The sequence below is a fragment of the Pseudoalteromonas sp. T1lg21 genome (genome assembly GCF_002964625.1).
Taxonomy (GTDB): Bacteria; Pseudomonadota; Gammaproteobacteria; order Enterobacterales; family Alteromonadaceae; genus Pseudoalteromonas; species Pseudoalteromonas gelatinilytica.
Window position 1 is genome coordinate 153452 of record NZ_PQBX01000006.1, and the last position, 26053, is coordinate 179504.

At 41.0% G+C, this 26053-nt stretch carries 21 protein-coding genes; 13 read left to right on the top strand and 8 right to left on the bottom strand.

Features of this window, described 5'->3' with window-relative positions; genetic code table 11:
* Positions 1 to 417 precede the first annotated feature (417 nt).
* A complete protein-coding gene (locus tag C2M25_RS05285) occupies positions 418 to 2043 on the top strand; it encodes a methyl-accepting chemotaxis protein (RefSeq protein ID WP_063703950.1) in 1626 nt (541 codons plus the stop codon).
* Positions 2044 to 2100: 57 nt separating this feature from the next.
* On the opposite strand, the gene C2M25_RS05290 is transcribed toward C2M25_RS05285, so the two are convergent.
* From C2M25_RS05290 to C2M25_RS05300, 3 genes are all read right to left on the bottom strand, one after another.
* Entirely contained in the window at positions 2101 to 2508 is a 408-nt protein-coding gene (locus C2M25_RS05290; RefSeq protein WP_063703953.1) for a hypothetical protein, read from the bottom strand.
* 12 nt (positions 2509 to 2520) lie between these two features.
* Entirely contained in the window at positions 2521 to 3666 is a 1146-nt protein-coding gene (locus C2M25_RS05295; protein WP_063703955.1) for a porin, read from the bottom strand.
* A gap of 571 nt (positions 3667 to 4237) precedes the next feature.
* Positions 4238 to 5008 carry an EAL domain-containing protein gene (locus C2M25_RS05300; RefSeq protein ID WP_063703958.1) on the bottom strand — a complete coding sequence of 257 codons (771 nt, stop codon included), beginning with the start codon at positions 5006 to 5008 and terminating at the stop codon, positions 4238 to 4240.
* Positions 5009 to 5294: 286 nt separating this feature from the next.
* Here C2M25_RS05300 and C2M25_RS05305 point away from each other — a divergent pair, with 286 nt between their 5' ends.
* Positions 5295 to 5891 carry a class I SAM-dependent DNA methyltransferase gene (locus C2M25_RS05305; RefSeq protein WP_105180614.1) on the top strand — a complete coding sequence of 199 codons (597 nt, stop codon included), beginning with the start codon at positions 5295 to 5297 and terminating at the stop codon, positions 5889 to 5891.
* A 61-nt stretch (positions 5892 to 5952) separates the two neighbouring features.
* On the opposite strand, the gene C2M25_RS05310 is transcribed toward C2M25_RS05305, so the two are convergent.
* Positions 5953 to 6213, bottom strand: coding sequence for a hypothetical protein (locus tag C2M25_RS05310; RefSeq protein ID WP_105173759.1), 261 nt, complete (start codon positions 6211 to 6213; stop codon positions 5953 to 5955).
* A gap of 462 nt (positions 6214 to 6675) precedes the next feature.
* Here C2M25_RS05310 and C2M25_RS05315 point away from each other — a divergent pair, with 462 nt between their 5' ends.
* From C2M25_RS05315 to C2M25_RS05330, 4 genes are all read left to right on the top strand, one after another.
* Positions 6676 to 7764, top strand: coding sequence for an HNH endonuclease signature motif containing protein (locus C2M25_RS05315; RefSeq protein ID WP_199775153.1), 1089 nt, complete (start codon positions 6676 to 6678; stop codon positions 7762 to 7764).
* 411 nt (positions 7765 to 8175) lie between these two features.
* Positions 8176 to 10377: an SIR2 family protein gene (locus tag C2M25_RS05320; RefSeq protein WP_105180615.1), complete on the top strand. Its 2202-nt coding sequence runs from the start codon at positions 8176 to 8178 to the stop codon at positions 10375 to 10377.
* 41 nt (positions 10378 to 10418) lie between these two features.
* Entirely contained in the window at positions 10419 to 11306 is an 888-nt protein-coding gene (locus tag C2M25_RS05325) for a hypothetical protein (RefSeq protein ID WP_105180616.1), read from the top strand.
* Positions 11307 to 11606: 300 nt separating this feature from the next.
* Positions 11607 to 12332, top strand: coding sequence for a hypothetical protein (locus C2M25_RS05330; RefSeq protein ID WP_105180617.1), 726 nt, complete (start codon positions 11607 to 11609; stop codon positions 12330 to 12332).
* Positions 12333 to 12436: 104 nt separating this feature from the next.
* On the opposite strand, the gene C2M25_RS05335 is transcribed toward C2M25_RS05330, so the two are convergent.
* Positions 12437 to 13291, bottom strand: a complete 855-nt coding sequence (locus C2M25_RS05335; RefSeq protein ID WP_105180618.1) for a LysR family transcriptional regulator — start codon at positions 13289 to 13291, stop codon at positions 12437 to 12439.
* Positions 13292 to 13372: 81 nt separating this feature from the next.
* On the opposite strand from C2M25_RS05335, the gene C2M25_RS05340 reads away from it, so the two are divergent.
* Complete coding sequence (locus tag C2M25_RS05340; protein WP_058584444.1) at positions 13373 to 13594, top strand: DUF2798 domain-containing protein; 222 nt, start codon at positions 13373 to 13375, stop codon at positions 13592 to 13594.
* Positions 13591 to 13872: a putative quinol monooxygenase gene (locus C2M25_RS05345; protein WP_105180619.1), complete on the top strand. Its 282-nt coding sequence runs from the start codon at positions 13591 to 13593 to the stop codon at positions 13870 to 13872. Before C2M25_RS05340 ends, C2M25_RS05345 begins: the two co-directional genes overlap by 4 nt.
* 237 nt (positions 13873 to 14109) lie before the next feature.
* Here C2M25_RS05345 and C2M25_RS05350 read toward each other — a convergent pair whose 3' ends face one another.
* A complete protein-coding gene (locus C2M25_RS05350) occupies positions 14110 to 14415 on the bottom strand; it encodes a hypothetical protein (RefSeq protein ID WP_063703979.1) in 306 nt (101 codons plus the stop codon).
* Between the two features lie 113 nt (positions 14416 to 14528).
* Between C2M25_RS05350 and C2M25_RS05355 the strand changes: the two genes are divergently transcribed.
* The 3 genes from C2M25_RS05355 to C2M25_RS05365 all read left to right on the top strand — a co-directional run bounded on the left by C2M25_RS05355 (position 14529) and on the right by C2M25_RS05365 (position 17594).
* On the top strand, positions 14529 to 15437 hold the full coding sequence (locus C2M25_RS05355) for a LysR substrate-binding domain-containing protein (protein WP_062565916.1): 909 nt from the start codon (positions 14529 to 14531) through the stop codon (positions 15435 to 15437).
* A gap of 75 nt (positions 15438 to 15512) precedes the next feature.
* Positions 15513 to 16823, top strand: a complete 1311-nt coding sequence (locus tag C2M25_RS05360) for a BamA/TamA family outer membrane protein (RefSeq protein WP_156503627.1) — start codon at positions 15513 to 15515, stop codon at positions 16821 to 16823.
* Between the two features lie 78 nt (positions 16824 to 16901).
* The gene (locus tag C2M25_RS05365; RefSeq protein WP_158679680.1) at positions 16902 to 17594 is read left to right on the top strand and encodes a hypothetical protein; all 693 of its coding nucleotides are present in this window, start codon (positions 16902 to 16904) and stop codon (positions 17592 to 17594) included.
* 676 nt (positions 17595 to 18270) lie between these two features.
* On the opposite strand, the gene C2M25_RS05370 is transcribed toward C2M25_RS05365, so the two are convergent.
* Together C2M25_RS05370 and dgt are read right to left on the bottom strand one after the other, a co-directional pair.
* Entirely contained in the window at positions 18271 to 20445 is a 2175-nt protein-coding gene (locus tag C2M25_RS05370; protein WP_167350240.1) for a hypothetical protein, read from the bottom strand.
* A gap of 187 nt (positions 20446 to 20632) precedes the next feature.
* Positions 20633 to 22090 (bottom strand): dGTPase, encoded by a 1458-nt coding sequence (gene dgt / locus C2M25_RS05375; RefSeq protein ID WP_105173750.1) that lies wholly within the window; start codon positions 22088 to 22090, stop codon positions 20633 to 20635.
* Positions 22091 to 22309: 219 nt separating this feature from the next.
* Between dgt and C2M25_RS05380 the strand changes: the two genes are divergently transcribed.
* Both C2M25_RS05380 and C2M25_RS05385 read left to right on the top strand, forming a co-directional pair.
* The gene (locus tag C2M25_RS05380; RefSeq protein WP_105180621.1) at positions 22310 to 23722 is read left to right on the top strand and encodes a glycerophosphodiester phosphodiesterase; all 1413 of its coding nucleotides are present in this window, start codon (positions 22310 to 22312) and stop codon (positions 23720 to 23722) included.
* 10 nt (positions 23723 to 23732) lie between these two features.
* The gene (locus tag C2M25_RS05385) at positions 23733 to 26048 is read left to right on the top strand and encodes a PEGA domain-containing protein (RefSeq protein WP_105180622.1); all 2316 of its coding nucleotides are present in this window, start codon (positions 23733 to 23735) and stop codon (positions 26046 to 26048) included.
* Positions 26049 to 26053 lie beyond the last annotated feature (5 nt).

The window sequence follows — 26053 nt, forward strand, 5'->3', positions numbered from 1 at the left end:
GATTTAACATCGCGTCCTAGCGCCTAGATCCTAGCGCCTATGTTTCCCGCGTAGGACTGGCTTTAGCCGGGAAGTGTCTTAAGTTAGCGAGTTTCAAGTTACGAGGGGAAAGGTGCGAGATGCGAGTCTGTAGCAGCGATTTTACATCGCGTCCTAGGGCCTAGAACCCAGAACCCAGAACCCAGAACCCAGGTCCTAGCGCCTATGTTTCATTCGTAGGCGTGAAACTTGTTTCGCGCGTCTAAGAGCTGAAAGCTCTTATTTATGTTTGATTCTATTCGGCACTAAAGTACCTCCTACTAGACTTCCCACAAACGGCACAAAATAAGAAAAAAACCTGAAAATATATAAATATAGTTAATACTTTAGGGAAATCGGGCGATAATACTAAGTAATATGACAGCAAAGGTGGATTCAATGTCTGCAAGTATTTCATTCAATAACTTGAGCATCACAAAAAAAATACACGCCATAACATGCATTGCCATAACGGCATTCGTGATCATAGTAGTAACCAATTTTATAGCCATGAATGACAACAAGATCTCGCTCGACGAGCTAGAAAAGTCGTCATATCAAGTCGTTAAACTCACTTCAGCAAACGTTGCGCTACTCGAAAAACTAGATGAGTTATACACTCAAGCAGTAACATTTGGTGAGTCAGACTTAGTGGATAGTGCTGCACAAACATATAAAACAATTAACGAAAATCTACAAAATATCATCAGTATCAACGACAGCTATGTGCATGCCGATACCAAAAAACAATTAGAGCTTTATGCACAAACCTCGTCGAGTATTGCAACCTCAATGATCGACGGCACCGCTGACTTTAGTAAAATTCAACAGCAAGCACAGCAAAAAACACAGCAATACGAGGCTGTTTTAGCGGGATTTAAACGTGCACAAACCCGCGCAGACGACCGCTTTTTTGAACTTGTACAAGCAACCAAAGCGCGTTCAGACAACGCACTACACTTAATGCTTATTGTGTCTGTTGTATCACTTATTTTATTGGTGGTTACCTCAATTTGGATTGCCCGTGGAATTGGCTCATCAGCTAGTGCTGCGGCAGATAACTTACGTCTATTAGCCGACGGTAAAGGCTCACTAAGCACACAACTTGAAGTACACGCTAAAGACGAAATTGGTCAGGTATCAATTAACTTCAATGCGTTTATTCAGCTATTAAAAGGCTCGGTACTTGAGGTAATAGCTGTGTGTGAACCATTAATGGAGAACTCAACGCGACTTGTGCAAGGTATGGAACGTGCTGAGCGTGCTACAACGAAACAAACATCCGATGCTGAAATCGTTAAGCAGTCGATGGAAGAAATGCGTCAAAGTGTTGCTGATATTTCACATTCAGCGGCAAACGCATCGCAAGCTGCGCAAACAGCTGAGCGCGAAGTTGAGCAAAGCAGAACGCAAATACAGCGCTCTGTTACTGAGTCAAAAACATTAAGTGAAGAAATAAACCAAGCGGCATCAACAATTAACCAGCTGGCAAATGACACTAAAAATGTGACTCAGATCTTAAACGTCATTACCTCGATTGCAGAGCAAACCAATTTGCTGGCATTAAACGCGGCTATTGAGGCTGCGCGTGCAGGTGAACAAGGCCGTGGCTTTGCGGTTGTAGCAGATGAAGTACGTGAGCTTGCATCAAGAACATCGCACTCAACCAACGAAATCAGAGAGCTGCTTTCAACGTTGACAACCGCAGCAAGCCATGCGGTAAATGCAATGAACTCAGCCCGAGATATGGCCACAAACAATGCCGAAGCAGCAGAAAATACAGGGCAGTCGATTGATAAAATCTCTGAGCAGATTTTAGAAATTAACGGTATGAATTCGCAAATCGCCGCGGCTACCGAAGAGCAAACATCAGTTGCCAGTATGGTGGTTGATAACGTGTCGAATATGCATATGTCGTTTGAAGAAACAATGGACTCATTGTCGGCGGTACGTGATGTCGCGAAGAACCTTCATTACCTGTCTGATTCGTTACTCGACGCCACAGCTAAATTTAAAGTCGAGTAATTTAAGCGCATAAAAAAACCAGGCATTGCCTGGTTTTTTATTAGCCGTAGTAATGACTTAAAAAGTACCTACTACTTTAACTTTATCAGTTACTTTTGCTGCATCGATATAACCAATGGCGTCGCCGTTGGCTGCAACAAAATCAATAACAGCTTGATCGTTTGCTAGTTTCTCAGGCGGAGTACCTTTACCAGTAAATACCAATTTCGACCAATAAGCGTTAAGCTGGCTGCTCGACTTACCAACAACCTTATCGTTAAACTCATCGCTTACGCTGTTGCCGTCTTGGTTTACCGGGTTTACTTTTGTGCCATCATCAAACGACTTGGCCTTACCAAGGTAAATCTTTTTGATTGTCCCTTCATCAATAGCATTGCCATTTGCAGGGTTCACAATCACAGCAACATCAGCAAATGCAGCGTGCGAGCAAAGAGTCATTGCTGTAGCGATTAATAATTTTTTCATTATGAACTCCAATTAAAAAACTAAATCAACAGCAACAGCAACAACGTCGGTTTCTGTATCTGAAATGTCATCTTTAAAGCGGCTGAAATCTACTTTCAATGCAGCTGATGGGTGGAAGTCATAACGCGTACCAATGGTATACACGTTGCTCTTTGCTCTAACGCCTTCAAGCACCTGATTAATACCTGCGTTTAAAGCTGGTACTGCAGGTAGCGCGTTGTAGCGGTTGCTATCGTGTTTGTCGTCGTTATTTTCGTAAGTTAAGTGCACAATCCACTCATCCATACGGTAACCAACAGACGTGTAGTATTGAGTTTGTTTAGCAAGAGCACTGTTTTCTACTTCGAACTCAGTGTATTCAGCATCAAATAGAATGTCGTTGTAATCAATTGAAAAGCCCACTGCGAAGAAAGAACCGTCATCTTCGTTTACAGCAATATCATCTGCTTGATCAACAAATCCCGCAGCGCGAAGAGTTTGCTCAAGACCATTAAGTGCAACACCTGCATCGGTGTCGTTTTCAATTGCAATTGTTGTATCAGCTACAAAGTACGCAGCACGAGCGCTGAACCAGTCATAGCTCATCGTCCAGTTGATACCAGCAATATCATTAAGCTCTGTATCGCCATTAACCGATACCACAGCAATGTTGCCATCGAAGCTACCGTAAATAACTTGAACGGTTGAATCCCAATCACCTAATTGCGTGTTATGTAACAGGCTTAGGCCTTCATACGTTGAAAACGGGAGGTTATAAACAGATTGCGGTGGACGAACCCAACGGTAAGTGTAACCAACGTCTAAGAAGTCTGAATAACGGTAAAAAGGCACGCGCATTTTACCAGCACTCACTTGTAGCTCATCACTGAACTCATAAGTTAAATAAGCCCATTCAAACTCAGCATCAAAATCATCACTACCACGCGCCACAATTTGTGCCGTAGCGCTTAGCTTTTCTTGTAAATCTGCAGAAAGCTGTAATGCGAACATACTTTCGTTTTTAAACGAAATATCGTCATCGTAACCGTAAAGGGTTGCGTCGTCGTCAAGGGCTTTACCGCCAACAATAGAAGCAAAGCCATTTATGCGAACCTCTGCCATTGTGTTTGCAGACACAAAAGCAGCACATAGAGCCAATGCAATAGGAAGTTTTTTCATTGTGTATCCCTAGTATTTAGTATGAAAATGTTGATTTCGCTTAATATTATAGTCGTGCGTAGCGAAATGGGCGACACAAGTTACAGATAAATTGTAACTACATCAACGAATAAGTTGTTATTTTTCACAAAAACGGTACTAAAAGTGGGGAAAGTTGCGAGTTATGAGTTTCGAGGGGAAAGAGTAAAGTTACGAGATGCGAGATGCGAGATGCGAGATGCGAGATGCGAGATGTAGGAGGCGTTTTAACGCCGAACAAGTAGCAGCGATTTTACATCGCGTCCAAGAGCCTAGCACCTAATGTTTCCCGTGTAGGACTGGCTTTAGCAAGGAAGTGTCTTAAGTTAGCGAGTTACAAGGGGAAAGAGTAAAGGGGAAAGGAACGAGATGCGAGATACGAGATACGAGATGCGAGATGTAGGGGGCGTTTTAACGCCGAACAAGTAGCAGCGATTTTACATCGCGTCCTAGAACCCAGAACCTAGCACCTAGCACCTAATGTCTTCATGCGTCTGAGGGCTTACAGCTGAAAGCTCTTGTTTTGTCGCAACTCGATTCTCGTTACTCGTACTTACCCCAACTTACTAAAATCAACCTCTGGCAGGCTCTCAAACCCTGGGCGGGCGAAGAAATACCCTTGCATTAAACTTACGCCGGCTTGGCGTAACCATTGATACTCTTCAACTGTTTCAATGCCTTCGGCAAGGGCGGTGATGTTGAGCTCTTCAAACATAGCAATGCAATGATTCACTATGATTTGGCGGGCTTTATTTAAATGAATATCGCGTATCAGCTCCATATCGAGCTTGATTATATTGCTCTGAAAATCAGCCAATAAATTTAATCCCGAATACCCAGAGCCAAAGTCGTCGGTTGCGGTAATAAATCCGAGTGATTGGTAATATTCGATCACACGTTTGATGTGCGTACTGTCTTCAACCTGTTCTACCTCGGTAAACTCAAACATAATCTGCTCTACCGGAAAACCATATTGCTTTGCAGCTTCAAGGGTTGTTTTAATACAGCGCTCAGGCTTGTAAATTGCATTAGGTAAAAAATTGATACTAAGCACAGAATCAAGCTTCAGCTCAGCGGCAAGCGAAATAGCTTTAATACGACAAAGCTGGTCGAAGGTATAGCGGTTCTCATCGTTCACTTGTGAGATAACAGAATAAGCCGACTCGTTATTAGGCCCTCTAACCAAAGCCTCATAGCCAAAAATGTGTTTATCGGTGCAATCAATGATTGGCTGAAAAGCCATTGTAAAATCAAAGCCTAGTGCCAAATGGTCTTCACACTGTTTGCAACCTGTTGGCTGGCAATGAGTTTGCTTGTCGTTCATGCTTACCTCAGACTAAAGTCTTCTTAATACATAATAGTGCTAGCAAATTGCCAATTGTGCAATGTTGTTGAGTTAAAAGTATATAATCTCGCATCTCGTCCTTCGCATCTCGCATCTCGTCCCTCGCACCTCGTAACTACTCCCTCCAATCCCCCTCCAACTAACTTCTAATACCTACTCTAAAGCCGTTGATTTTTAGCATCTAAAATCACATTTCATCCTTTGCGTTACCTAGCTTTAATGGTATTTTAGCGCCAAGCAATCTTGCCCCTATAAAGGAAGTAAAATGGCATCCAAAACCGTCGAATACTACAACCAAAATGCGCAAGCATTTGTAGATGCCACACTCGATGTAGACCTCAATGAACTTTACGACGAATTCTTACCGCTGATCCCAAAAAAAGGCGCTTTACTCGATGCCGGTTGTGGCTCTGGCCGCGACGCTTTCATCTTTAAAGAGCGTGGTTATAGCGTAGATGCATTCGATATCAGCCCAGTTATGGCAAAGCTGGCGTCAGAATACTTAAACCAAGACGTAGCAGTAAGCAACTTTCTAGAGCTAAACGACGTTGCCAAATACGACGGCATTTGGTGCTGCGCAAGCCTTATTCACGTAGCAAAAAACGACTTAACCGACGCATTCAATAACCTTGCCCGCGCATTAAAGCCACAAGGCATCGTGTATGTATCGTTTAAATACGGCGACGGCGAGCGCGAACACAACGGTCGCGAATTTACCGACCTAAACGAACAAGCCCTTGAAAGCATTATCAAAGGCACCGACCTATTTATCCTCAAGTCATGGCAAAGCGCCGACCAACGCCCTGAGCGCGCCACAGAAACATGGCTAAACGCCATTTTGCACAGAAGAACGATGAAGTAGCTTGGCTGCTTAACTCTAGCGCAAATAACAAAAAAGGTCGGCAATTGCCGACCTTTTAGCTTTAGTAATTAAACTCTTTTGTATCAAGTTCACTTCTGCGTTCTTGCAGCGTTAATTGATGTTTTTTTGAATTCCATTTATTGTTTCTTGGGTTTGAGCTAAGTGCCGAAGAAATGCACTTTGCAGTGTTAGCATAAAAACCAATTTTGTTTTTAAGTGCACAACGCCAATCGTTTTTGCTATGACCAAAGTAAGTTTGGTTTACAACTTTATTTTTTAATCTAGCGTAATGATGACGCCTTAGTGAGCGCGATTTTTTCATATTTTATCTCCACGTTGGAAGTGGCTACTGCTTCCAGTAACCGCCTAATCGGGAGATGAAATTCAATATTAGGTATTTGCATAGAGCTTGATATCCTTAAAAGCTCAATAACACTTGGTTATCATAAAAAGAGTTAAAGTTTTAGATAGTTCTTTAGTCTTATAAAACAAAACTTGAAAATTGATTGTAACCCGTTGCAGTGCATTTCTGCATTAAAATCCTCTTCGATAAATTAGAGTTATTATTTCAATCATCGAAAAAACCTATATTTTTCATGGTTATTCATGCTAGATTGTTCCTAAACTTAATGCTGGCTTAACGGCTCGTCATTTAGTATCAAGAAATAACCATGGAGCGGTTTATTCATTTTAAGCCGCAGTAATAGGATTTAGTTTATGCGCTTAAAAGAAGCCCTCAGCGTTTTATCAAAGTCTGTAGTAAAGGTATAGTTTGGATATGGCTATGCAACTACAGCTCGACTTTATCGCATATATTCAACGCATGTTGGTGGATGGGGACTTCAGTGCCACTTATAAGTTTGCCCTGTTGCATGCGTTAGCTGATATAAGTATTGAGAAACAGCAATTAGATCCGAATTCGCAATTACAAATAACTTTTGACGAATTAGTCGAAAAGTTTATTACGTTGTATTGGCATCAAGCATCTCCATTTGGTGCCATTGGTAATAATAGAGACCAGCTACTTTTACAAAATACCAACTCCAAAAAACAAGCCAAAATAATCACCACACTGCACGATGCAAAATTAAATAACATTAATTCAGTTAGCCAATTAAAAAAGTGCAGTGATTGGAAAAACATACGCAGAACAACGTTACAAACCATTAAAGATGGACCGCTATGGTTATTACAAAAGCTAAATGGCAAGGAAGAGTGCTTCTTATACCCTCATGTTAAAGGGCTGCAATACATCACCTTAAATGCAGGTATTGCTAGTTGCTTTAGGCGCTTTTACGATTTAGTTGTCTATTTAGCTAAAAATGCATGGCTACAAAAAATTCAAAGCATTAAATACAACCAAGCGCTAATCGGCCCACAGAGCCAACTTCATGACTTTTTATTTGGCTTTGATCGCAATGCACTCAATAAAGCAAAACCTGTATTAATAGAACTACAACGTGGTCACTGTTTTTATTGTCAAAAGGCATTAAACAGCAAAACTGAGGTTGATCACTTTATTCCGTTTACGCGTTACGCCAATGATCTCGGCCACAACTTTGTGGCAGCTCATAGTAAATGCAATAACAGTAAACGTGACTTTTTAGCCGCGCAAGAGCACCGCGAGCGTTGGCAAGAGCAAAACCTAGTTGTTCATAATCAGCATATAACAAATGAGTTAAGCGATTATTTTAATTGTGATGCTGAAAAGTCTCGCTCAGTGAGCGACTGGGCATATCAGGTTGCACAGGCAAACAGCGCCAAATTGTGGGTAGGCATCAATAGTTTTGAGTTTGCAGAAAGTGCTGTTTATCAACAGCAAAATAATGAGCTTGGTTTAGTGGCGGAAAGTAAGCCAAGTTATAACGTGTAGATAGTGAAGTTTAACGTACAGACCTAGAGTTTGCGTGCAGGATTTTTAAGGGATTAAAAACCTCTATTTGAGGTTTTATCGCGTTGGCGATGGCAACAAAGAGAGGCTGCCGCCGACCTCTCTCTGGACTCTCTCGGCGCACCCGAGGATCACACTTGATCTTCAACTTACGTTAATGATGTGAACGTAACCAGCGTAGATAGGCCATCCATGGCCAAGCTACGCTTTGTACAGCATCCATGCTGTAAATTACTCATCATTAACTTAGTTTCAGGTGTGATCACGGGGAATAGGATTATACGGATAGGTTTTTTTAATATTTCGCTATGTTTTTTGAGAAACATTTAAATTGCTTTATTAAGGTAAGGCTAAAATACTTAAAATAAGATATTGGAAATAGCATGGTGGTTTATGTTAAGCATATATGATGATGGGTTGGCTGAGGCTTTATTATATTCAAAGAAGGATGTGGCAGTTCTTTATGGCTCTCCTTTATCTACGTATAAATGTTCTAGTGGAACGGTTGGGGTGGAAAATGTTAGTGGGATAGTTTCTTTAATAGAAAGTTTTGTAAAAAAAGAATACCCTGATTTGTTTGATAAATATAAAGAGACATGTTTAATTGAAGGTTTTAATGATATAGAAAAATATCAAAGTTCATTTGAGTTTTTGCATCAATATACAGATCCTGTTATTCCGAATGAGATAATTAAACAGGCCGTTTTGAATGCGTACAAAGGTGAAGTTTCTGATTATAAAAGTAAATCTATACTAAGGGAATGTGAGAAAGATTTTTTAAATTGGGAAATACCTCCAGCTATTGAAAGTTTAGCAAGTATTTTAAAATTAAATAGTAAGTTTTCAGGTCCAGTAATAACTACTAATTTTGATCCATTATTAAGAGTAGCACTTGGTAGAATTAATGAAGAGCCATCATTGTTGGTTTTTCATAATGATGGTTCTCTTGAAAAGCAAATAGATGATAGACTCAAAATAGTCCATATTCATGGGCATTGGCTTGAGTCAGATACATTGCATACATATAATCAGTTGAACTTTAAAAGAGTACAATTAATAAACTCATTAAAAAAAATATTAAGAAATAAAACTCTCTTCGTTATTGGCTATGGGGGCTGGGAAGATGTTTTTATTAATGCTTTAAAAGAAGTCGCAGAAGACGACGATGTAGATCTAAATATAATATGGGCATTCTTTGAAAACTGCCAAACTACAATAAATTCGAAATATAAAAAATTGATAGAAATTATAAATCCTGTTATCACAAGAGGAAGGTTTCGGGCATACAGCGGAATAGATGGTCATACTTTCTTAAAAAAGTTTAACTCAAAACTAAACGAAACTTTAGAAAGCAAGAATGGGTTAGAAGTTGACAACGAGATAGAAAATCATGAAGTAGAAATTATTAAAGATAACATTAATAATGGTTTAAGTAAGTGGTATGTTAATGTTGATCCTGTAAATTATGTAATAAGAACTACAGAAAGAGAGCTTCTAAAAGAATATATTGATAAAAATAGGATTATTAATTTAGTTTCTGATTGGGGGGTTTCAAAGGATGAGTTTATATTTTCATCATTTAATAAAGAAAATGAACACGATATAAACTTTTATAAAGTAGACCTATCAAGTGTGGATTCTGTAGATGATTTCCTAGATACATTCAAAGATAATTTTGGTGTTGAAGTTCAACAGTTTATTACAAAACTTCCAAAAGGGAAAAATGTTGTTGTATTAGATAATTTTTCATCGAAAAATGATTATGTTATAAAGAAAGTAATTGACATAACCCAAGCCATGATGGACTACAATCCGTTTACAAATATTATAGTATGTAGCGATGTAGTAATCGGCGAAAATTTTATTAAATTTTTTAAACTTGGTCGGTTAGAAGAGTTTGATTGCATTAAATATATTAACTTCTTTTTAGGTGATTCAATTTCAGAAGATGAACAGGATTCATTAGTGGAATTATCTTTAGGTGTTCCACAATACTTAAAAAAACTAATTGAAGATTTAGATTATGGAAATATAGAAGAGGTTATAAGGAATAATTCAAAACCAGCTGAAATAATAGAGTGTAGTGAAGATAATATACCAAAAGAAATAATTAGAAGAGTTGAAGGTTTAGCGGCTTTAAAAGATTCACATAGCCAAAGAGCCTATACATTACTTAAAAATCTTTGCTTACTAAAATATGGTGATGTTTATTCAAACTTAAAGAAAATGGGTCAAGGTTATAACTTTAAAATTTCACATCTAAAAGAACTAGATAAACTCGGGTTGATTAAAAAAAGTGCTATTGGCACAAGTATAGAGATAAAAAGTAAAAGTGCCAGTGAAGATAAAATTCACGAAGTTAAAGAGTTAGTTCGGGAATATTTATTCACGAAAATGACAGAGCGTGAGATCGAGAAATTTTTAAAGATCATAGCTGATTCTCATTTTGGTTCTGACTGGAAGTTTGGATCCATATCGTTATCCCCACAAAACAAAAAGTTGTTAGGTTTATCTAGTAAGTTTGCACTTAGTCTTAAGTATGTTGCAGTTTCATTACTAAGATTTCTGCTAATTCTAATAACTCAAGTTTATTAAATGAAAGTTTAAAACTTTGCCTATCCTTTGGTGCTTTATTGATGAAGGAGGATAGATTTAAACAGTATTTGTCATTTTTTAGAGAAATAAAAAATATAACTAATGATTATGGAAATGTTTCCAGTGTAGAAATGATTACCCTTTTTAAAAATGAGATTGTGGCATTGAGAATGTTATCTAGGCCTGATGAAGCATTACTAATATATTCTTCTATAAAAGATAAAGTCTCGGTTCTTAAAAGAGTTGATAGGTTGTCATTATATTTAAATATTGCTTTTATTTATAATAAAAAGAGAAAAATTGTTGAGGCTGAAAAATTTGCGAGGGAAGTCCAATATTTGTCTTCTAAGGGGCAACCCAAATATGAGCAGGCACAACTCATTATTGAATCAAGTAGTTCAAAGGTTTCGGATTTAAAAAAAGCAGAAATGAAAAATAGAGATGCTGGTAATATCGGTGTATCTAATAATGTTGCCTTAGATATCTATTACAAAACTAAAGATAGTAAAATGAAGTTAAAGTATCTAAATCGAGTCATAAGTTCGCATGGATGCAGTAAAGATCGATATAATATATATCGTGCAATTGTTAAGAAAGTTATTCTTTTAGAAGGGGCCATTGACTTTAAGTCGTCTGAAGGTATTTTGTTATCTGAAGCTTACTCTTATAGCTTCGGTCAGAGAATGAAAGTGATGTTCAAAGAAGCACATGAGGCTATATGGCTTCACTTTTACTCAAAGAATGACTTGGAAAAGTTAAATGTTCTGTTTAGACAAAGCTCTATTTACTGGAGAATATATGATGATGAAGAGTCGGAGAGAAAATATGCATTATTGCTAGAGCTTTTAAATAATGGCATTAATTTTTCTAAATTAGATCCTTATACAAGAATAAGATTAAAAGCTTTGAAGGCTTGTAACTCTGTTTAGAAAGATGAATTTATTAAAATAAGCTAGCGCCAAATAACTTCTATGCCAAATTTAGATTAGCATAGAGCTTATTAATTCTCAGTTATGTTTATTGGTTGGCTGCCATTTATAAGCTCATCATAGTTAAGCCGTTTTAATTTATTATACTGACAAACGGCTTACACCAATCTGCTGCATAAATCTCATCTCTTTGGTTGCCATCACCAACGCGATATAACTAAATAAATAGTTAAAAGGCCACTTTTTCCTTACCCTAAATTTGGTACAATGTCGCCTACAAAATTACACAGATGTAATGTTATGAATAAATGGATTTTATTTCTCGCTACTTTGCTAGCGAGTTTCAACACGGTTGCTGAAGAGCAATATTCAAAAAGCCGCTGCGAAAACATTGAGGCTGAGCGCGAGAGCATTCGTAAAAGAATGAATCGTAGCTATACGGCTAGGGAAGGTGAACGTTGGAATCAACGTTTAGATGAGCTTTTTACGCTGCTGGCGAGACACTGCAAACACCCAAAAAGAAGGTCTGGTAATGGCGGTAATTATACGTATCGCTCGAACCCTACCGGACTTTTAAACACCAAAGTACATAATTCTACGGTGTATTCAAATTCATATAATGATGATAAAAAGCGCCATGCTTGGGGACAATTTTATCAATTACCTGATCGTTGTAGAGCGAAAGATATGGAGCAAGCTGATTTTGTATGGTGTAGCGAAAATAAAGCTGAGCAAAAGGCGCTATTTGAATCGGCTTGGAGCGGTAAAGCTAAAGCAGACTATAAAGATATTGTTATTACAGTAAAGCCAACCATTACAGAAATTAATGCAAATAAAACTACAAGCCAAGCCGTGATAAAGAATTCGATAATCGAAGCACCCGTTAAACAAGCTTCAACTCCTTTAAATGAGAGTGTTGCTCCGCAATTAACAAAGTTGAATGACCTTAAAATTTGGCAATTAGCCTTGGCTGGCATTGCGGCCATGTTGTTTGTGTTTGGCCTTTATCGTTGGTTTAAAGATTGAGTTATTTGACGGGCTAAAGCCCGAACTACAATGCCTCGCATCTCGCATCTCGCATCTCGCATCTCGCATCTCGCATCTCGCAACTCGCAACTCGCAACTCGCAACTACAGCCTTAACACTTCTCCTTGTAAACTCGGTGAGTTTGCAATACTGGTTTGGAGTTGTTCTAACAACAACTGGGCATTCGCTGATGGTGTGCGTGAATGTGGCCAGAGGGCGTAAATTGGCCTTGCGGGAATACTGTGGGGGGAGTCGATATAACTAAAGTCGCTGGTGTCGTCTATACAGCAAATTTCGCTCATGGGTAGCAAGCCAACGCCATAGCCTGCTTCAACCATTTTTCTGGCGATTGTAATATCAAAACAAAAGCTTATATGTTCATACTCGGTTTTTAATTTGTTTAGCAAACCGCTGGGGAGTTGTGACTCTGAATAGGGCAGTATCAGCCTTGATGTTGGGGCATCTTTCTTTGTAATTAGTTTTATAGCAATCATGCCTAAGCGCTTTTGAAAATAACTTGAATCTTGTTGTTCGCCGATGCGAATGGCTAAGTCAAAACGTTTTTGGCTTAGTTGGCTGTTGGCATTACTTGGGTAAATGTGGAGGTTTAGCGTAGGGTTTGCCATCGCAAATTGATTAACGGCCCCCATCAGTGGGCCTGCAATGATGTTTTGTGGGCACAACAGGTAAAACTCTTTTGCGGCGGGTGAGTCATTTAGTTGCTCAAGCTGGCTGTTAAGAGCAAGCACTTGCTCGCCTAACTCGTTATACAGTGATTCACCTTTGGCGGTTAACACAATACCTCGGGCTGTGCGTTGCAGTAATGGCTCAGCGAGTTTTTCTTCTAACGCCTGAATACGCCTTGATAGGGTCGATAGATTCAGTCCTAAATCTTTTGCTGTTTGGCTCATGCTTTTACGGCGCGCTATTTCAATAAATAAATGCAGATCATCCAGCATACGACTCCCTCAATCTTAGTTTGCATTTTCGTGACTGTTGCCACTTGGCCAGTGCAAATATAGTAACGCCAAGGAGGACATATGAAAATTCATTTTACTTTTACTGCGGCATTTTCGTTTTTAATGTCGTTTTTACTTTCGGCATGGGTCACTTATGTCAACTTAGGGCTGAGCGATACATTTTTTCTAAGTTGGATGAAGGCATTTGCCAATGCATGGCCTGCTGCGTTTGTGGTGGCTTTTACGGTTGCCCCGCCAATTAGGGCATTGGTTTTAAAGTTATTTAGTAAGGAGTCAGTATGATTAATATCGTGGCAAAAATTACCCCAAAGGCGGCATTATTTGACGACTGTAAAGGGCGTTTACAGAGCATATTAGCAGTCACTCGTGCAGAGCCTGGTTGTAATCGTTTTGAGTTGTTTGCAAGCAAAGAGCAGCGTTGTTTATTTTTAGTTGAGCAGTTCGCATCGCAAGCCGCCCTTGATGAGCATTATGCTCAGCCTTATACCAAAGCTGTGTTCGCGTTTTATGAAAATGCCTTGGCAGAGCCGGTTGAGGTAGAGAAGGTGGAGGTGTGTTGAAAAAGTTAGCGAGATACGAGGGGAAAGGAGCTAGGCTCTAGGCACTAGGTGTCAGTCGAACTGTTGGGTTGTTAAGGTCGAGCGTTCTTCTGTGCAATAACAATCTTGTAGGAGGTATTGTAGGAGGTACTTTAGTGCCGAATGAAACATAAAAGAGCGATCAGCCGCCAGCTAAAAAAAACTAGGCTACTGGGGAAGTACTGCTATTCGTAGCCTAGTTTCACGAGGTTGAAATGGTTACAGCATATGCAGGATTTGCTTAGCTTTTTCGCGGGTTAAACACGCGGCCATTGGGCGTTTTGCAAATAGCTTGGCTGAGACTGTTTGTTCTTTGCCCATGTATTGGTTGTGCAGTGTTTGCACATTGACTTTGCAGGTCACCGAATGGCTGTTTTCTACATAGCGAATTTCTACTCGCTCTACTTTTTTAATTAAGTTTTTATAAGGGTAGCCTTCATCGGTATCAAGCTGAGTAATTACTGGTTGGTTGGCATAACTAAAGCTTGTGGCAACTATAAGTAATAAAATAAGTAAGTATTTCATGGTGTTTGTCCTTGTCTTGTCGCGGTTGGCAGTATGAGTATTACTCGTGTCACCACTACTGACAAACGATTAAAAATTGCCTATGCTTAAGTTTTTATTAACCATTAAAGCGTATGCAGTTACCTCCATTAAAAAGCCTTTGGTATTTTAAGCACGCGGCAGAGTTAGGTAGTTTTAAGCTTGCGGCAGAGCAGTTGTTTGTTAGCCAAGCTGCGGTTAGCCAACAAATTCGCTTGTTAGAACAACAGCTTGATTGCAGCTTGTTTACTCGTCATACCCGTTATGTTGAGCTGACTCGCCAAGGCGAACAGCTGTTACCCCATGTACTTAAGGGATTTAGTCATTTACAAGCAGGTGTGCAGGCTGTTAGCCAAGATAGCCACCCGAATACGTTAAACTTAACTGTGCTGCCTTCGTTCGCCAGTGGCTGGTTACTGGGCCGTATTAGCGACTTTCAAAACAAATACCCCAATATCAAAGTGCGTATTGAACCAAGCGATCAACTTGCCGACTTTTCAGCGGGGCAAGTTGATTTAGGCATTCGGTTTGGTCAAGGAAACTACCCAGGTTTGCACAGTGAGCTTATCAGCGACGACAGCCTATTTTTGGCTTATAAACCCGGTGCCATTGATGTTAATAAACCCCTTAAACCGCAGATTCTGGCACAAAAACTAATTAAAGATGTGTGCCCAGACGCAGAGCGCGGTTGGTTAACTTTGGCTCAGCAATTAGCTGTAAGCCCAGATGCGCTCCCCGCACTTGAAATTGATAACGCTGCACTGGTTATTCAAGCCACGTTAGCAGGGCAAGGTATTGCAATGGTAAGGCGGCGGTTAATCGAAACTCAACTGCAACTTGGTCAGCTAGAGATTTATCCAAACTATGAGTATCACTGCCAATATAAGTACTACCTTGCTGCGCCGCCCGAACATTTTAAATGGCAAAAAGTGCAGCTGTTTAAAGATTGGTTGCTTGCTCAGTTTGCTTTAGATGATCAGCAATTTTATCAACTTCATCAGTAACATTTGCGTTAAATCATTTTAAAGTTTTTAAGCACCAGCTATGCTTATTTAAGTCGCTTACTAAAGGAGCTAGTAATGCTTAACTTTAAAGTTATTTTTTGTGGCGTTTGTGTGGCTGCAAGCCTAACGGCCAATGCTGATATTTCCCGTGTAAAAGCAAGTATTGAGCGTGTTGAGAGCGCGAATAAAAAGCACGAGTCTTTAGTGCTTCCCTACTTATTTAGCACCGATACCATGGGGCTTAACTTTGGTGTGGGTGGCATGATCAAAGGTTACCATCAACCACAAATGACCGTTGGCGCCACTGCATTTAAAGGTGATGTGAGCGAAGGCGCGTGGGCAGGCCTGTTTAACTATAAGGTGTTAGATTCAGAACGCTGGTATTTTAGTGCCAGTGGCATGGCTGCATATTTTCCTGATCAGCGCGCTTATACCGGAGGCCATAAAGTGCCCATTGCTGACAACGCCGTGTTCCCCGGTAGTAATGACTCTTCAAACGAGGTTTATTTAGAAGCCGATGGTAGCTCTAATTGGTTTGATGCTCGCATCGAATACGCTTTACCGTTTGGCGCAACATCGCAAACAGGTATGGTGCGTTACCAACTAAAAAACGGCTTGTTGGTTTCTGAACCATCGGGTGGGGCACAGTGGAACCCGTTGGAATCGGGTGTAATGGTTGCAACTGCACGCTATTTTAGACGCTCGCAAAGCTTTGAATTTAATGAGGGTACACAAGATGGCAGTATTTCAGCAATGGAATTTGGCCTGCTCTATGACAACACCGATTTTGCAACTAACCCAAGTTACGGAAGCAGGCAGTATCTTGCCTATAGCCAATCAATGCCAGGGAGTGACGATATTTATGATTGGGATTTGTGGCAGTTTAATGGCAGTAAGTTTATTTCTTTAGGGGCAAGTGAGTTTGCTCATCAGCGTATTTTAGCATTTAATTTTTGGGCTGCTTATTCACCCAGCTGGCAAGTAAATCACACTCTTGATGGCACTAAGTTTATCTCTGATGCTGCACCGTATAACGAAGGCGCTACATTAGGAGGATTTAAGCGTTTACGGGGTTATGACTTTTATCGGTTTCATGACAAAGCCGCTATTTATGGGGCATTCGAATATCGCTATACCCTTAAATATAACCCAATAGCAGATGTAAATTGGTTAAAGTTTTTGAAGCTGGATTGGTTTCAGTTAGTTGGCTTTGTAGAAGCGGGTCGTGTGTCGCCTCATTTAACCTTGGGTACATTATGGCAAGACTACCATTATGACTATGGTGTTTCGTTAAGAGCTATGATGTCGGGATTAGTCGTTCGAACAGAGCTTGCTAATTCAAAAGAAGGGGCCAATTTTTGGGTAATGATAGATCAGCCTTTTTAGTGAATTTGGCGCAGATTTGTTGCAGTTTTACTAGAAACTGCTAATCTGTACCCCTAACTTTTACAGTGACGTAAATTAATGATTAAACGGATTTTAATGACAACAGCCTTGTTGTTGCCCGCTTTTGCTTGGGCGCAGCAAAGTGCTCCTTCAGAAGCATGTCAAAGCATGCAAGCCGAACGTATCGAGCTACAAATAGCCCTGCGTAAAACCAATCTTCTCGACAAAATTGAAGCCTATAAACAGCGCATTCAAAGCTTGTCGGCGCGTATATCCGAAACCTGTTTTAGTGAAGAGCAAATTGCTGAGCTTAAATCGTCGTTGTATAACCCTGACATTGCAGAGCTCGAAAACAGCTTGGCAAAGCCATTAACAGAGCAAGCCTACATCAGCAAACAAGCTGCATGGGACCGCTTTTATGTGATGCCGCCACGTTGTACAGCTCGTTCATTGCAGCTGCAAAACCTTGAATCGTGCCTTGAAAATAAGCAAGTTCAGTTTCAGCAATTTGATATGTTATGGCAGCAAAAAAGTGCGCAACTTGCCCGAACTGAAGCAAAACCAACAGACTCGTTTCATGAGTTTGTTTTACCTAGCAAAGCCGAACGAGCTAAGTTAACCGCCGAGCAAGAATTAAAGCGCTACAGCTACAGCACCGATTCGTTTTTACCAACCAACATTATTGTGTTGTGTGTTTTAGCCGTGTCGGTGTTTTTTGGTTTGATATTTATTTTCCATTGGTTAATGCGCCCACGGCCAGTGGTTAAGTGAGTGTTTAGTTAGCGAGTTTCGAGGTACGAGATGCGAGGGGGAAGTTAGAAAGGAGCTAGGTGCTGGGTATTAGGCGCTAGGCTCTAGGCGCTAGGGCGCGATGTAAAATCGCTGCTTTAGTCGTTAGAGGTCAGATGTTAGATATCAGTCGAACTGTGGGGTTGGTTAGATCGTGCGTTCTTCTCTGCATTTGAACTGCTCGTTTTAGGGTAGGTTGGGTCGAGCGGAGCGATACCCAACATAATCCATATAAACCTTTTCATTCAGACGCGCGAAACAAGTTTCACGCCTACGGTGAAGACATTAGGGGCTAGGCTCTAGGTTTTGGGCGCTAGGCGTTAGGACGCGATGTAAAATCGCTGCTACAGACTCGCACCTCGTTTCTTTACCCTTGTAACTCGCTAACTCAAACCATTCCCGGCTAAAGCCAGTCCTACGGGGAAACACAGGCGCTGGGTTTAGGTTCTAGGACGCGATGTAAAATCGCTGCAACAGACTCGCACCTCGTTTCTCGTACCTTACTCAAACCATTCCCGGCTAAAGCCAGTCCTACGGGGGAAACATTAGGCGCTGGGACTTGAGTGCTGGGACGCGATGTAAAATCGCTGCTACAAACTCGCACCTCGAATCTCGCACCTTTCCCCTCGAAACTCGTACCTCGTACCTCGTAACTTAATCACTCATCCGTTTTAAACTGTTTGGCGCGCTCTTCTGCGTCAATCAAGGCTTGTGATTTTGGCTGTTTGGTTTTGCTTTCTATCACAGGCTTTTCGTCAGAGTTTGGATCCCAGCTTGGATCAAGCGATAAGTTCGCAAATGGATTATGCGGCTTATCATCTTGTTGCTCAGACTCTTTATCAGCGTCGCTATCAATCTCTTCAAGCTTATCGTCGTTTCTCAGTTCGTCAGACAAATCAACAGTTTCTACCGCTGGCTGTGACGGCTCTTCTACATTAATGGAAGCTGGTTCATCTTGTAGTTCTTGTTCTAGTGCTTGTAAGGCTTTAGCTAAATCATCATCGTTAATGTCGTCGTGTTCTTCTGCTGGGTTTGGAGCAGTGACTGTTTGTTTATCTTCAGCGAAATGATCAGCAAACGATAAATCATCACTCATCAATGACGATAAGTCATATTCAGGCACTTCATCTTTATACGGTTCATCCTCAGTAATAGGCTCTTTTGTTGTGTATTCATCAAAGCCGAATGATGACGAACTCGTGAAGCTTAGCTCTTCAATTTCAGGCTTCTCAAGTTTATCTATGTCAGGTTTATCAAGCTCATCGATTTCAGGCTTTTCAAGTTCTTCGATTTCAGCTAAAACAGGCTCATCGTCAGCAATAGGCTCTTTAGTTGCGTATTCATCAAAGCCGAATGATGACGAACTCATAAAGCTTGGTTCTTCAATTTCTGGCTGCTCCAGCTCATCAATTTCCGGCTTTTCAAGTTCTTCGATTTCAGCTAACACTGGCTCATCGTCAGCGATTGGCTCTTTTGTTGCGTATTCATCAAAGCCGAATGATGATGAACTCGTAAAGCTTGGCTCTTCAATTTCTGGCTGCTCCAGCTCATCGATTTCAGCAGCCTCAAATGGCTCAGGCTCTGTCATTGGTGGCTCATCGTCAGCAACGAGCTCTTTCGTTGTGTATTCATCAAAACCAAACGATGAAGAAGCGGTATAACTCGGTTCTTCTAATTCAGGTTCGTCTAGCTCAACCTCTTCGGCTTGTGGCTCCGCGTCTTCGTTGATGCTATAGGATGAAGCAAGGCTTGCTAGTTTGAGCTCTTGCTCAAGGCCGCGTTGCTCATCTAAGAAGTCGTCATCAGCGTCAATTGTATTTTTTTCGTCGTAACCAAGTTCTAGATCATTAAATTGATGGGCGTTAGCAAATTCTTCATCTGCTTGTTCAGATGAACTCTCAGATTCTTGCTCTTCTTTGTCACGCTGAGCACTAAAATGCATAAGCTCAGAAAGCTCGTCATTATTATCTGTTTCGGTTGCAGTAAATGTCTCATCGGCGAGTGGGTAGCTGTCTTCATGTGGGTGCTCTTGTTCTTCGGCAAGCACTGCTGCTGTTGCTGCTTTGAGTTCATCAGCTTCTTTTTCTGCGGCAGCTTGCGCTTCTGCTGCAGCTTTAAGGGCTTTTGCTTGTAATAAACTTTGTTCAAGTTCTGAATTTGCGTCAGCTTTTTTGCTTTGGCGAATACGCACAATCACTAAGCCTGCAACAAGTAATACCAACAACACAATTAAGCTTGGCATGAGTAATGAACTTGAAGAGCCATCATTATTTGCCGGAATAGGTTCTGGTATAGGATCTGGAATAGGTGCTGGTGTTGGCAAAGATTTCGGTGCTGGTTCTGCTTGTGGTGCTGGGTCTGCTGGTTTTTCAGCCACAGCTATTTCAGCGTCAGCACTTTGGGTTTCAACCTCAACAACTTGCTCTTGAACTGCAGGGCTTGAAGCCGGTTCAGCCTGAGGTTTTGGTGCATCTGAAATCGTAATTCTGTCAACTTTCCCAGGCATCTCAGTTTGCTCTGGCTGCTGAACTTCCGGCTCCATTTGCGGCATTGGTTGTTCGATAAGTTCAGACGTTTGCTCAGCAACAGGTGCAATAACTTCTTCTGGCTCTGCTGGAATTGCGCCAGAGTGCACAGCAGGATTAGCCGCAGTGGCTGAATTTACTGGTGCTGTTTCTTGTGTTTGTTGTTCTAGTTTTTCAAAAGCAGCGGCATTATTTACCGGCGTTGGATTTTTGCAGTTTTTCTCATAGTTTCTGGCAGCTGAGCGATAATTTTTATTGCTGGTGTTAAAGCGATACTCGTGCATTTGCTGCTTTAACAAAATACACATGGCTTCGTTGTACTGCGCTTTACTCGTAAAGCTTAAGCTTAGGAGTAATAAGAGAAAAGTTGTTTTTATAATTGGCATATGTTCCAGACCAGTAAGGTTTAATCGATGACCCAACAGTTAATTAATTCTAAGCTGAGACGGGTAATTTATCCACATTTGGTTAACAAATTAAGCGTATTCATCGCGGTTAGTCTATTACCATCAGTGCGCGGTACTCGTCGTAAGCAAATTGGTCGGTCATTCCGCTTATGTAATCTTGAATTAATCGGCAGCGATAATAGAACTCGTAGGCGGCAAAATGATCCGGTTCGGCTTTTAGGGCATCAATGGCTTTTTGATAGCTATTCAAATGTTTATTCGAAAGTTTTTTAACAAGACGAGTTTCAATTAAGTAGTTTTGATCGCCTTTTAAAACGCGTTTAAATGCATCAGCATCAAGGGCAAGCAAAGGCTTGTAGCAATCAAGTAAACCACTAATAATTCGATAACCTTGTAGCTCTAAACGCTCTACTTCTTTGTGGCAAAATACATGCTTTAACGCCACTTGTTTTAAGGTGAGCGTAACGGCGTGCAGGTGACTTCGATCTTCTAATAAAGCCTGATTAAAATCACCGTGGTAAATGGCTTCTATATTGCTGATAAAGCGCTCTGCTGCGTAGCTTACTAACGGGTGTAGCAAGGTCACGCGTAGGTAGATAAAAAATTCGCTGTTAAAATTGTAAGGCTGCTCTTGAGCCTTACTTAACGCATAATCAATAGCTTTTTCGGCAAAGTCGCTGTGTTTTGTATCGTCAATTGTTAGGTTTGTGAGTGTGCGGGTGTATTGCTCTTTTAGCTTTTCACATAGTGACTCAACACTAATTATGCCTTTTTCTACCGCATCTTCTATATCGGCCAAACAATACGAAATATCATCAGCGGCTTCCATTATGTAGCTTGCTGGGTGGCGGCAGTATTGTTCAATTTCGAGTTCAGTTTGCAGTGCTTCTACAAAGGGTTTTTCGCTGAAGTAGTAGCCCACTTTTTTCATTAAGTAGTTTTTATCTTGCGGGCTGTCTTTTTTCGCCATGCTGGCTGGGCGCGTATATTTTAAAATTCCGGCACTTTGGCTGTAGGTTAAGTTTAGAGAAAGTAATGAATGAATTATGCGAATACCTTGGGCATTACCTTCAAAGCTTTTTATATCTTGGGCAAGGTGTTTAAAGATCACACTAATACCAATGCCTTTACAGCGCTCAGGGGTTAGTGCGTCTAAGTGTTTTTCAAACCATTGGTTGATGGCTGCCTCGCCAAAATGACCAAATGGAGGGTTGCCGATATCGTGCATTAGGCACGCCATTTCTACTAGGCTCTCTAGCGGTCGCTCAAGCCCTGCCAAGCCATATTCTTTTTGCTTTGCATCACTGAGCTTATTAAAAATGGTTTGCACAATAAACCGGCCCACTTGTTGTACTTCAAGAGAGTGGGTAAGTCTTGATCGCACTGCGGCATTGCGTTCAAGCGGAAAAACTTGGGTTTTTTGTTGCAAACGGCGAATTGCAGCACTGTTAATAATGCGTCCCCGATCACTTTCAAGCGCAGTGTGTAAATTATTGGTAGAGCGCATTTCGCGCGCTGGCGTAATTTTTTTACCAAAATCGATCATTTTTCATTCCCACAAAGCGGTAAAAATCGGGTTTTTGCATGTTGTTAGCAAAACATTGCTAGTTATTAAATTTAATCTAACAGCTTGTATCTTAAATTAAAATATTCATTTTTATTAAAGTTATTACTTTAAATCGAGACCTTTATTCATATATTATTCAGTTTTACGCACTTCTTCATTATCTTGAATTAGAAAGGAAAGCCTTTTGGCTGTATAGCAATGATGCAAATTTTGTCTCAAAAACCACGGCTACTAGCCAGTATTCTTCTGTGTTGTATTGGTTTAACTGCTTGTAAAAGTACCCCTGAGCCAAGCGCTGAAAACACCTTAATGGTGGCCGAAAAAAATGCCATTAAGGCCAAACAGGATGCACTGCGTGCAAGAGGTTTTTATGAAAGCCAACTCGGCAATATTAATTACCTTTCGACAAGGCAATGCAGTAACTTTAATTTGCAAAGCCACCGCGGCTCAATTCGCTATGCCGAAAACTCACTTAACGCGGTGATAGATGCCATCGACAACAACTTTGATGTTGTTGAAATTGATGTGCGAATTACCCGTGACGATGTGTGGGTTGTGCATCATGATGCCCGTACTGGTCGAGAAACTGGCACCGTTGATAACCAGCGCCGCAAAATTGAGTCGATGAGCTATAAAAAAGAGTGGGGTTATTTACGTCATCGTAACCAAGATACCGGGTTACTTACCGATGATATGCCACCTTCATTCAGAGAGCTTGCTGCCACGTTTGCGCGCTATCGCAAACCCCATCAAAAATTGAATATAGAAATAAAATCAAATGCCTCAGTAAATGATTTAAAAATGCTTGATTACTTAGCATATGAATTTGTTGGCGGCGGTAACTACTTTTTTAGCAGTTTAGAAATGCGCAATCTGACCCGTATGCGTGACATTAATCCGGATATTTACTTGGCATTTATTCAATCACCGGCAAAAGCCTCGATGAATAAGTTAGCAAGCGATCTTAAGCGTGGTGCCGGTAGCGACCCCATTTACGAGCGTAACAAAGAAGAACTTGAGAGCCTACAAGCACTAGGTAATCGCCATCATCGTGAAAAACGTTACGACAGCCCAGTTAAGCTCGATAAATTAGCCAAGCAGCTCAAACGTAATTTTGGTTATGTGCTTGATATTCGTCATTACAAGCAAAGTGCAGCACGCTTAAAACCAGTCGCTAAAGCGCGCGGTATTATGATTGCCACTTATTCTATTAACGGCCACGACTACCATGAGCGCAGCTTATTAGCGCAGTCACGTTCACTTCGCCCTGATTCTGTGATCATGGATGACACCGTTTATGGCTTTTGTTCTGTATTCGAATTACCAAAAATGCAGCCGTTTTTTAGCGATGAAGCAGACGCTAAGTTAATTGCCAGCATGCCCGCAGACCTTGATTTAGAACGCCTAGATGAGCTGTATGCTTATAAAGGGAACCAGCTTTATCCAGCGGTGGGCGGCACACTTAAGTCAACCCAAGCACAGACTTATATTCCCAAAGTAACATCGGCTCCTTCAGCACCTAATTTAGAAATAGGGACTCGCCAAGCCGATGAAGATTTTAGCCTAGAAACAGATCCTGCTGTTGAACTAGAACTGCGTAAAAAACAATAAGAACAAGACTATGACTGATTTAATAAAGCCGTTTTGGTGGCGCTGTTTGCTACTTGTTTTAGCTACTTTATATTTAATACCCGAGGCAATTTTTAATGCCCAGTTAGTCTCTTTAGTCGGTTTAGGAACGCCTTCTGCTGAAGACCTTGAACACCTCGAAATTTATGGCCGAGCTGTATCTGGAGTAGGTGTTGCACTGCTGTTAGCTGACTTTTTACCTAAAGCCATGGTTGCCAAAGTAGGCCGTGGCATTATCTCGTTTATCGCTTTATTGTGCTTAGTTTGGCCGGTGGTGTTTTTTGGTCAAAAGTATGCCATTGAAAAAACTTTAATTGAGCCTTCAACCGCAGAGCAGCGCCAGTTTGCTACCTACAGTGCAGCACTTAGAGATGCACTGGCGATTAACTCAATTAAAGTGAATGATCTTGATTACAACACTGAGCAATTACATAGCTCAGAAAACCTGACCTTTTTGGCGCTGTTTGGTGGTTTACTGTATAGCGATGCCGCCCTTTCAGACAACCTAGAGCAAGATAAGCGAAAGATTATTGCTGCGTTTGTACAGAAAAAAGCGTATCAAGATTTTGATAAACATTATAAAAACTACAGCCAGTTATATGATGAGCTGGTGGTTAAATACAAAGCTTATGCTGATGGCAGTAAAAAGTACAACAGCACTTTGGCAAGTATCGGTGAGCGCGAGCAAGGTTATTGGCAGCAAGTTGAACAAGAGATCAATAGTGGCTGGAGCAAATACCAACAAGCGCAAAAAGCCCATATTGCAAAAGCGTCAGCGCGCGCACAAAAGTATGGCCCGAAGATTTATGATTACCACCACAGCATTGCCAAATGCCGTGAGCGTTATGACAAAAGCAGTGAAAAAGACCGTCGCAATCGTTGTTATGAACGCGAAGCAGCAGACTACCGAAGCACTATTTTAAAAGCGGGTATTGGCTACATTGAGCCTGATTACTGGCTTATTGAAGAAGATGTTTCGGTTGCTGAAAATGCTGCTGGCACGATTTTGATGGGGGTGCTCACTGGTGGTGTTTATACCGCACTACAAGCTGCTAGTTTAGCAACCGGTGGCGATGGCGGCTTTAAAGATAAGCGCTACAAATACACCGATGACCCTGATCACTATCAGCTGCGTTTTTTACAACATCCAAACTTTCATAAGATGTTTGTGAGTGAAACGGGCTACCCATTTACAATCGAAAACTTAATGGCGTTTCGTGCTCACGAAACAACGCAAAAGAAGCTTAGAGCACATTTTGCGAGCAAAGGGCTAGAGCTTGATAGCAACTGGAATGTGGATCAACGCCAAGCATTTGCCAATGCTGTAGCAACAAAGGTAACCAACGAAGCAAATGCGCAATGGCAAAGCGAAATGCGCAAGCGCGGCATGAGTTTAGAGCCAAATTTAAGCTGGGTTGCGTTTCAGTTACACCCGCAAATTCAAGCAAAAATTGCCGATAGAATGGGCGACTTATACGTAAAAAACATACGCGCCGATTGGAACAAAAAGAACTTTAAGGACAAGGTGCTTGATCCAAACATTGCAAAACGCACCGACAAATACCTTGCCATGCTCAATAGCTCAGAAGGTAAATTTGCTGATGGTGGCGAGTATGCCGAATACGGTAAACAAGCATTGCGTTCGGTGATTATTCCGCCTATTTCGATGTCGTTGTCACTGTTTTTGATTTGCTTAACCTTTAGCAAGCTGCCGTTAAAACTATGGCAATTGATTAAACCTAAGCAAGAAAAGCAACCAACCACTGCTGTATCTGTTTTGCAAAAGCTGATTATGCCAGCGCTGATTTTGATAGTGCCAGTAATGTTTGTGCATAACACCTTTACCGAAAACGACCAAAGCCCTGTTAACTACTTTTTAGACAAGGTCGATGAGTCGAGCAATCCGGTGTTTAGTTATGCGATTCGTTGGACTTTGCATGCCCAGCCTTTACTGCATCCTCTTGGTTTAAAGTTTGAAGAGAAACTGCATATTTACGAGAACTTTAGCCCTATGAGCCATGCTTTAGCTAAGGTTGATATTTTGCGCCACGGCGATGCCAACTTAACTGAAGAGCAACAACAGCGTAGACAATATCTGGTTGAGCAAAAAACTAAACTTACCATTACTACAAACCCGGCGAACGCCACTATTCGCATTATGAATATCGGCCCTAAATATCGCCCCGGCATGACATTAAAAACTGGCGCTTATGATATTCAAGTGTCGGCGCCTGGGTATAAAACGTATCGACGTTGGCACCAAGTAGATGCTGGCGAACAAACATTAACCATTGATTTAAGCAATTAATTAAG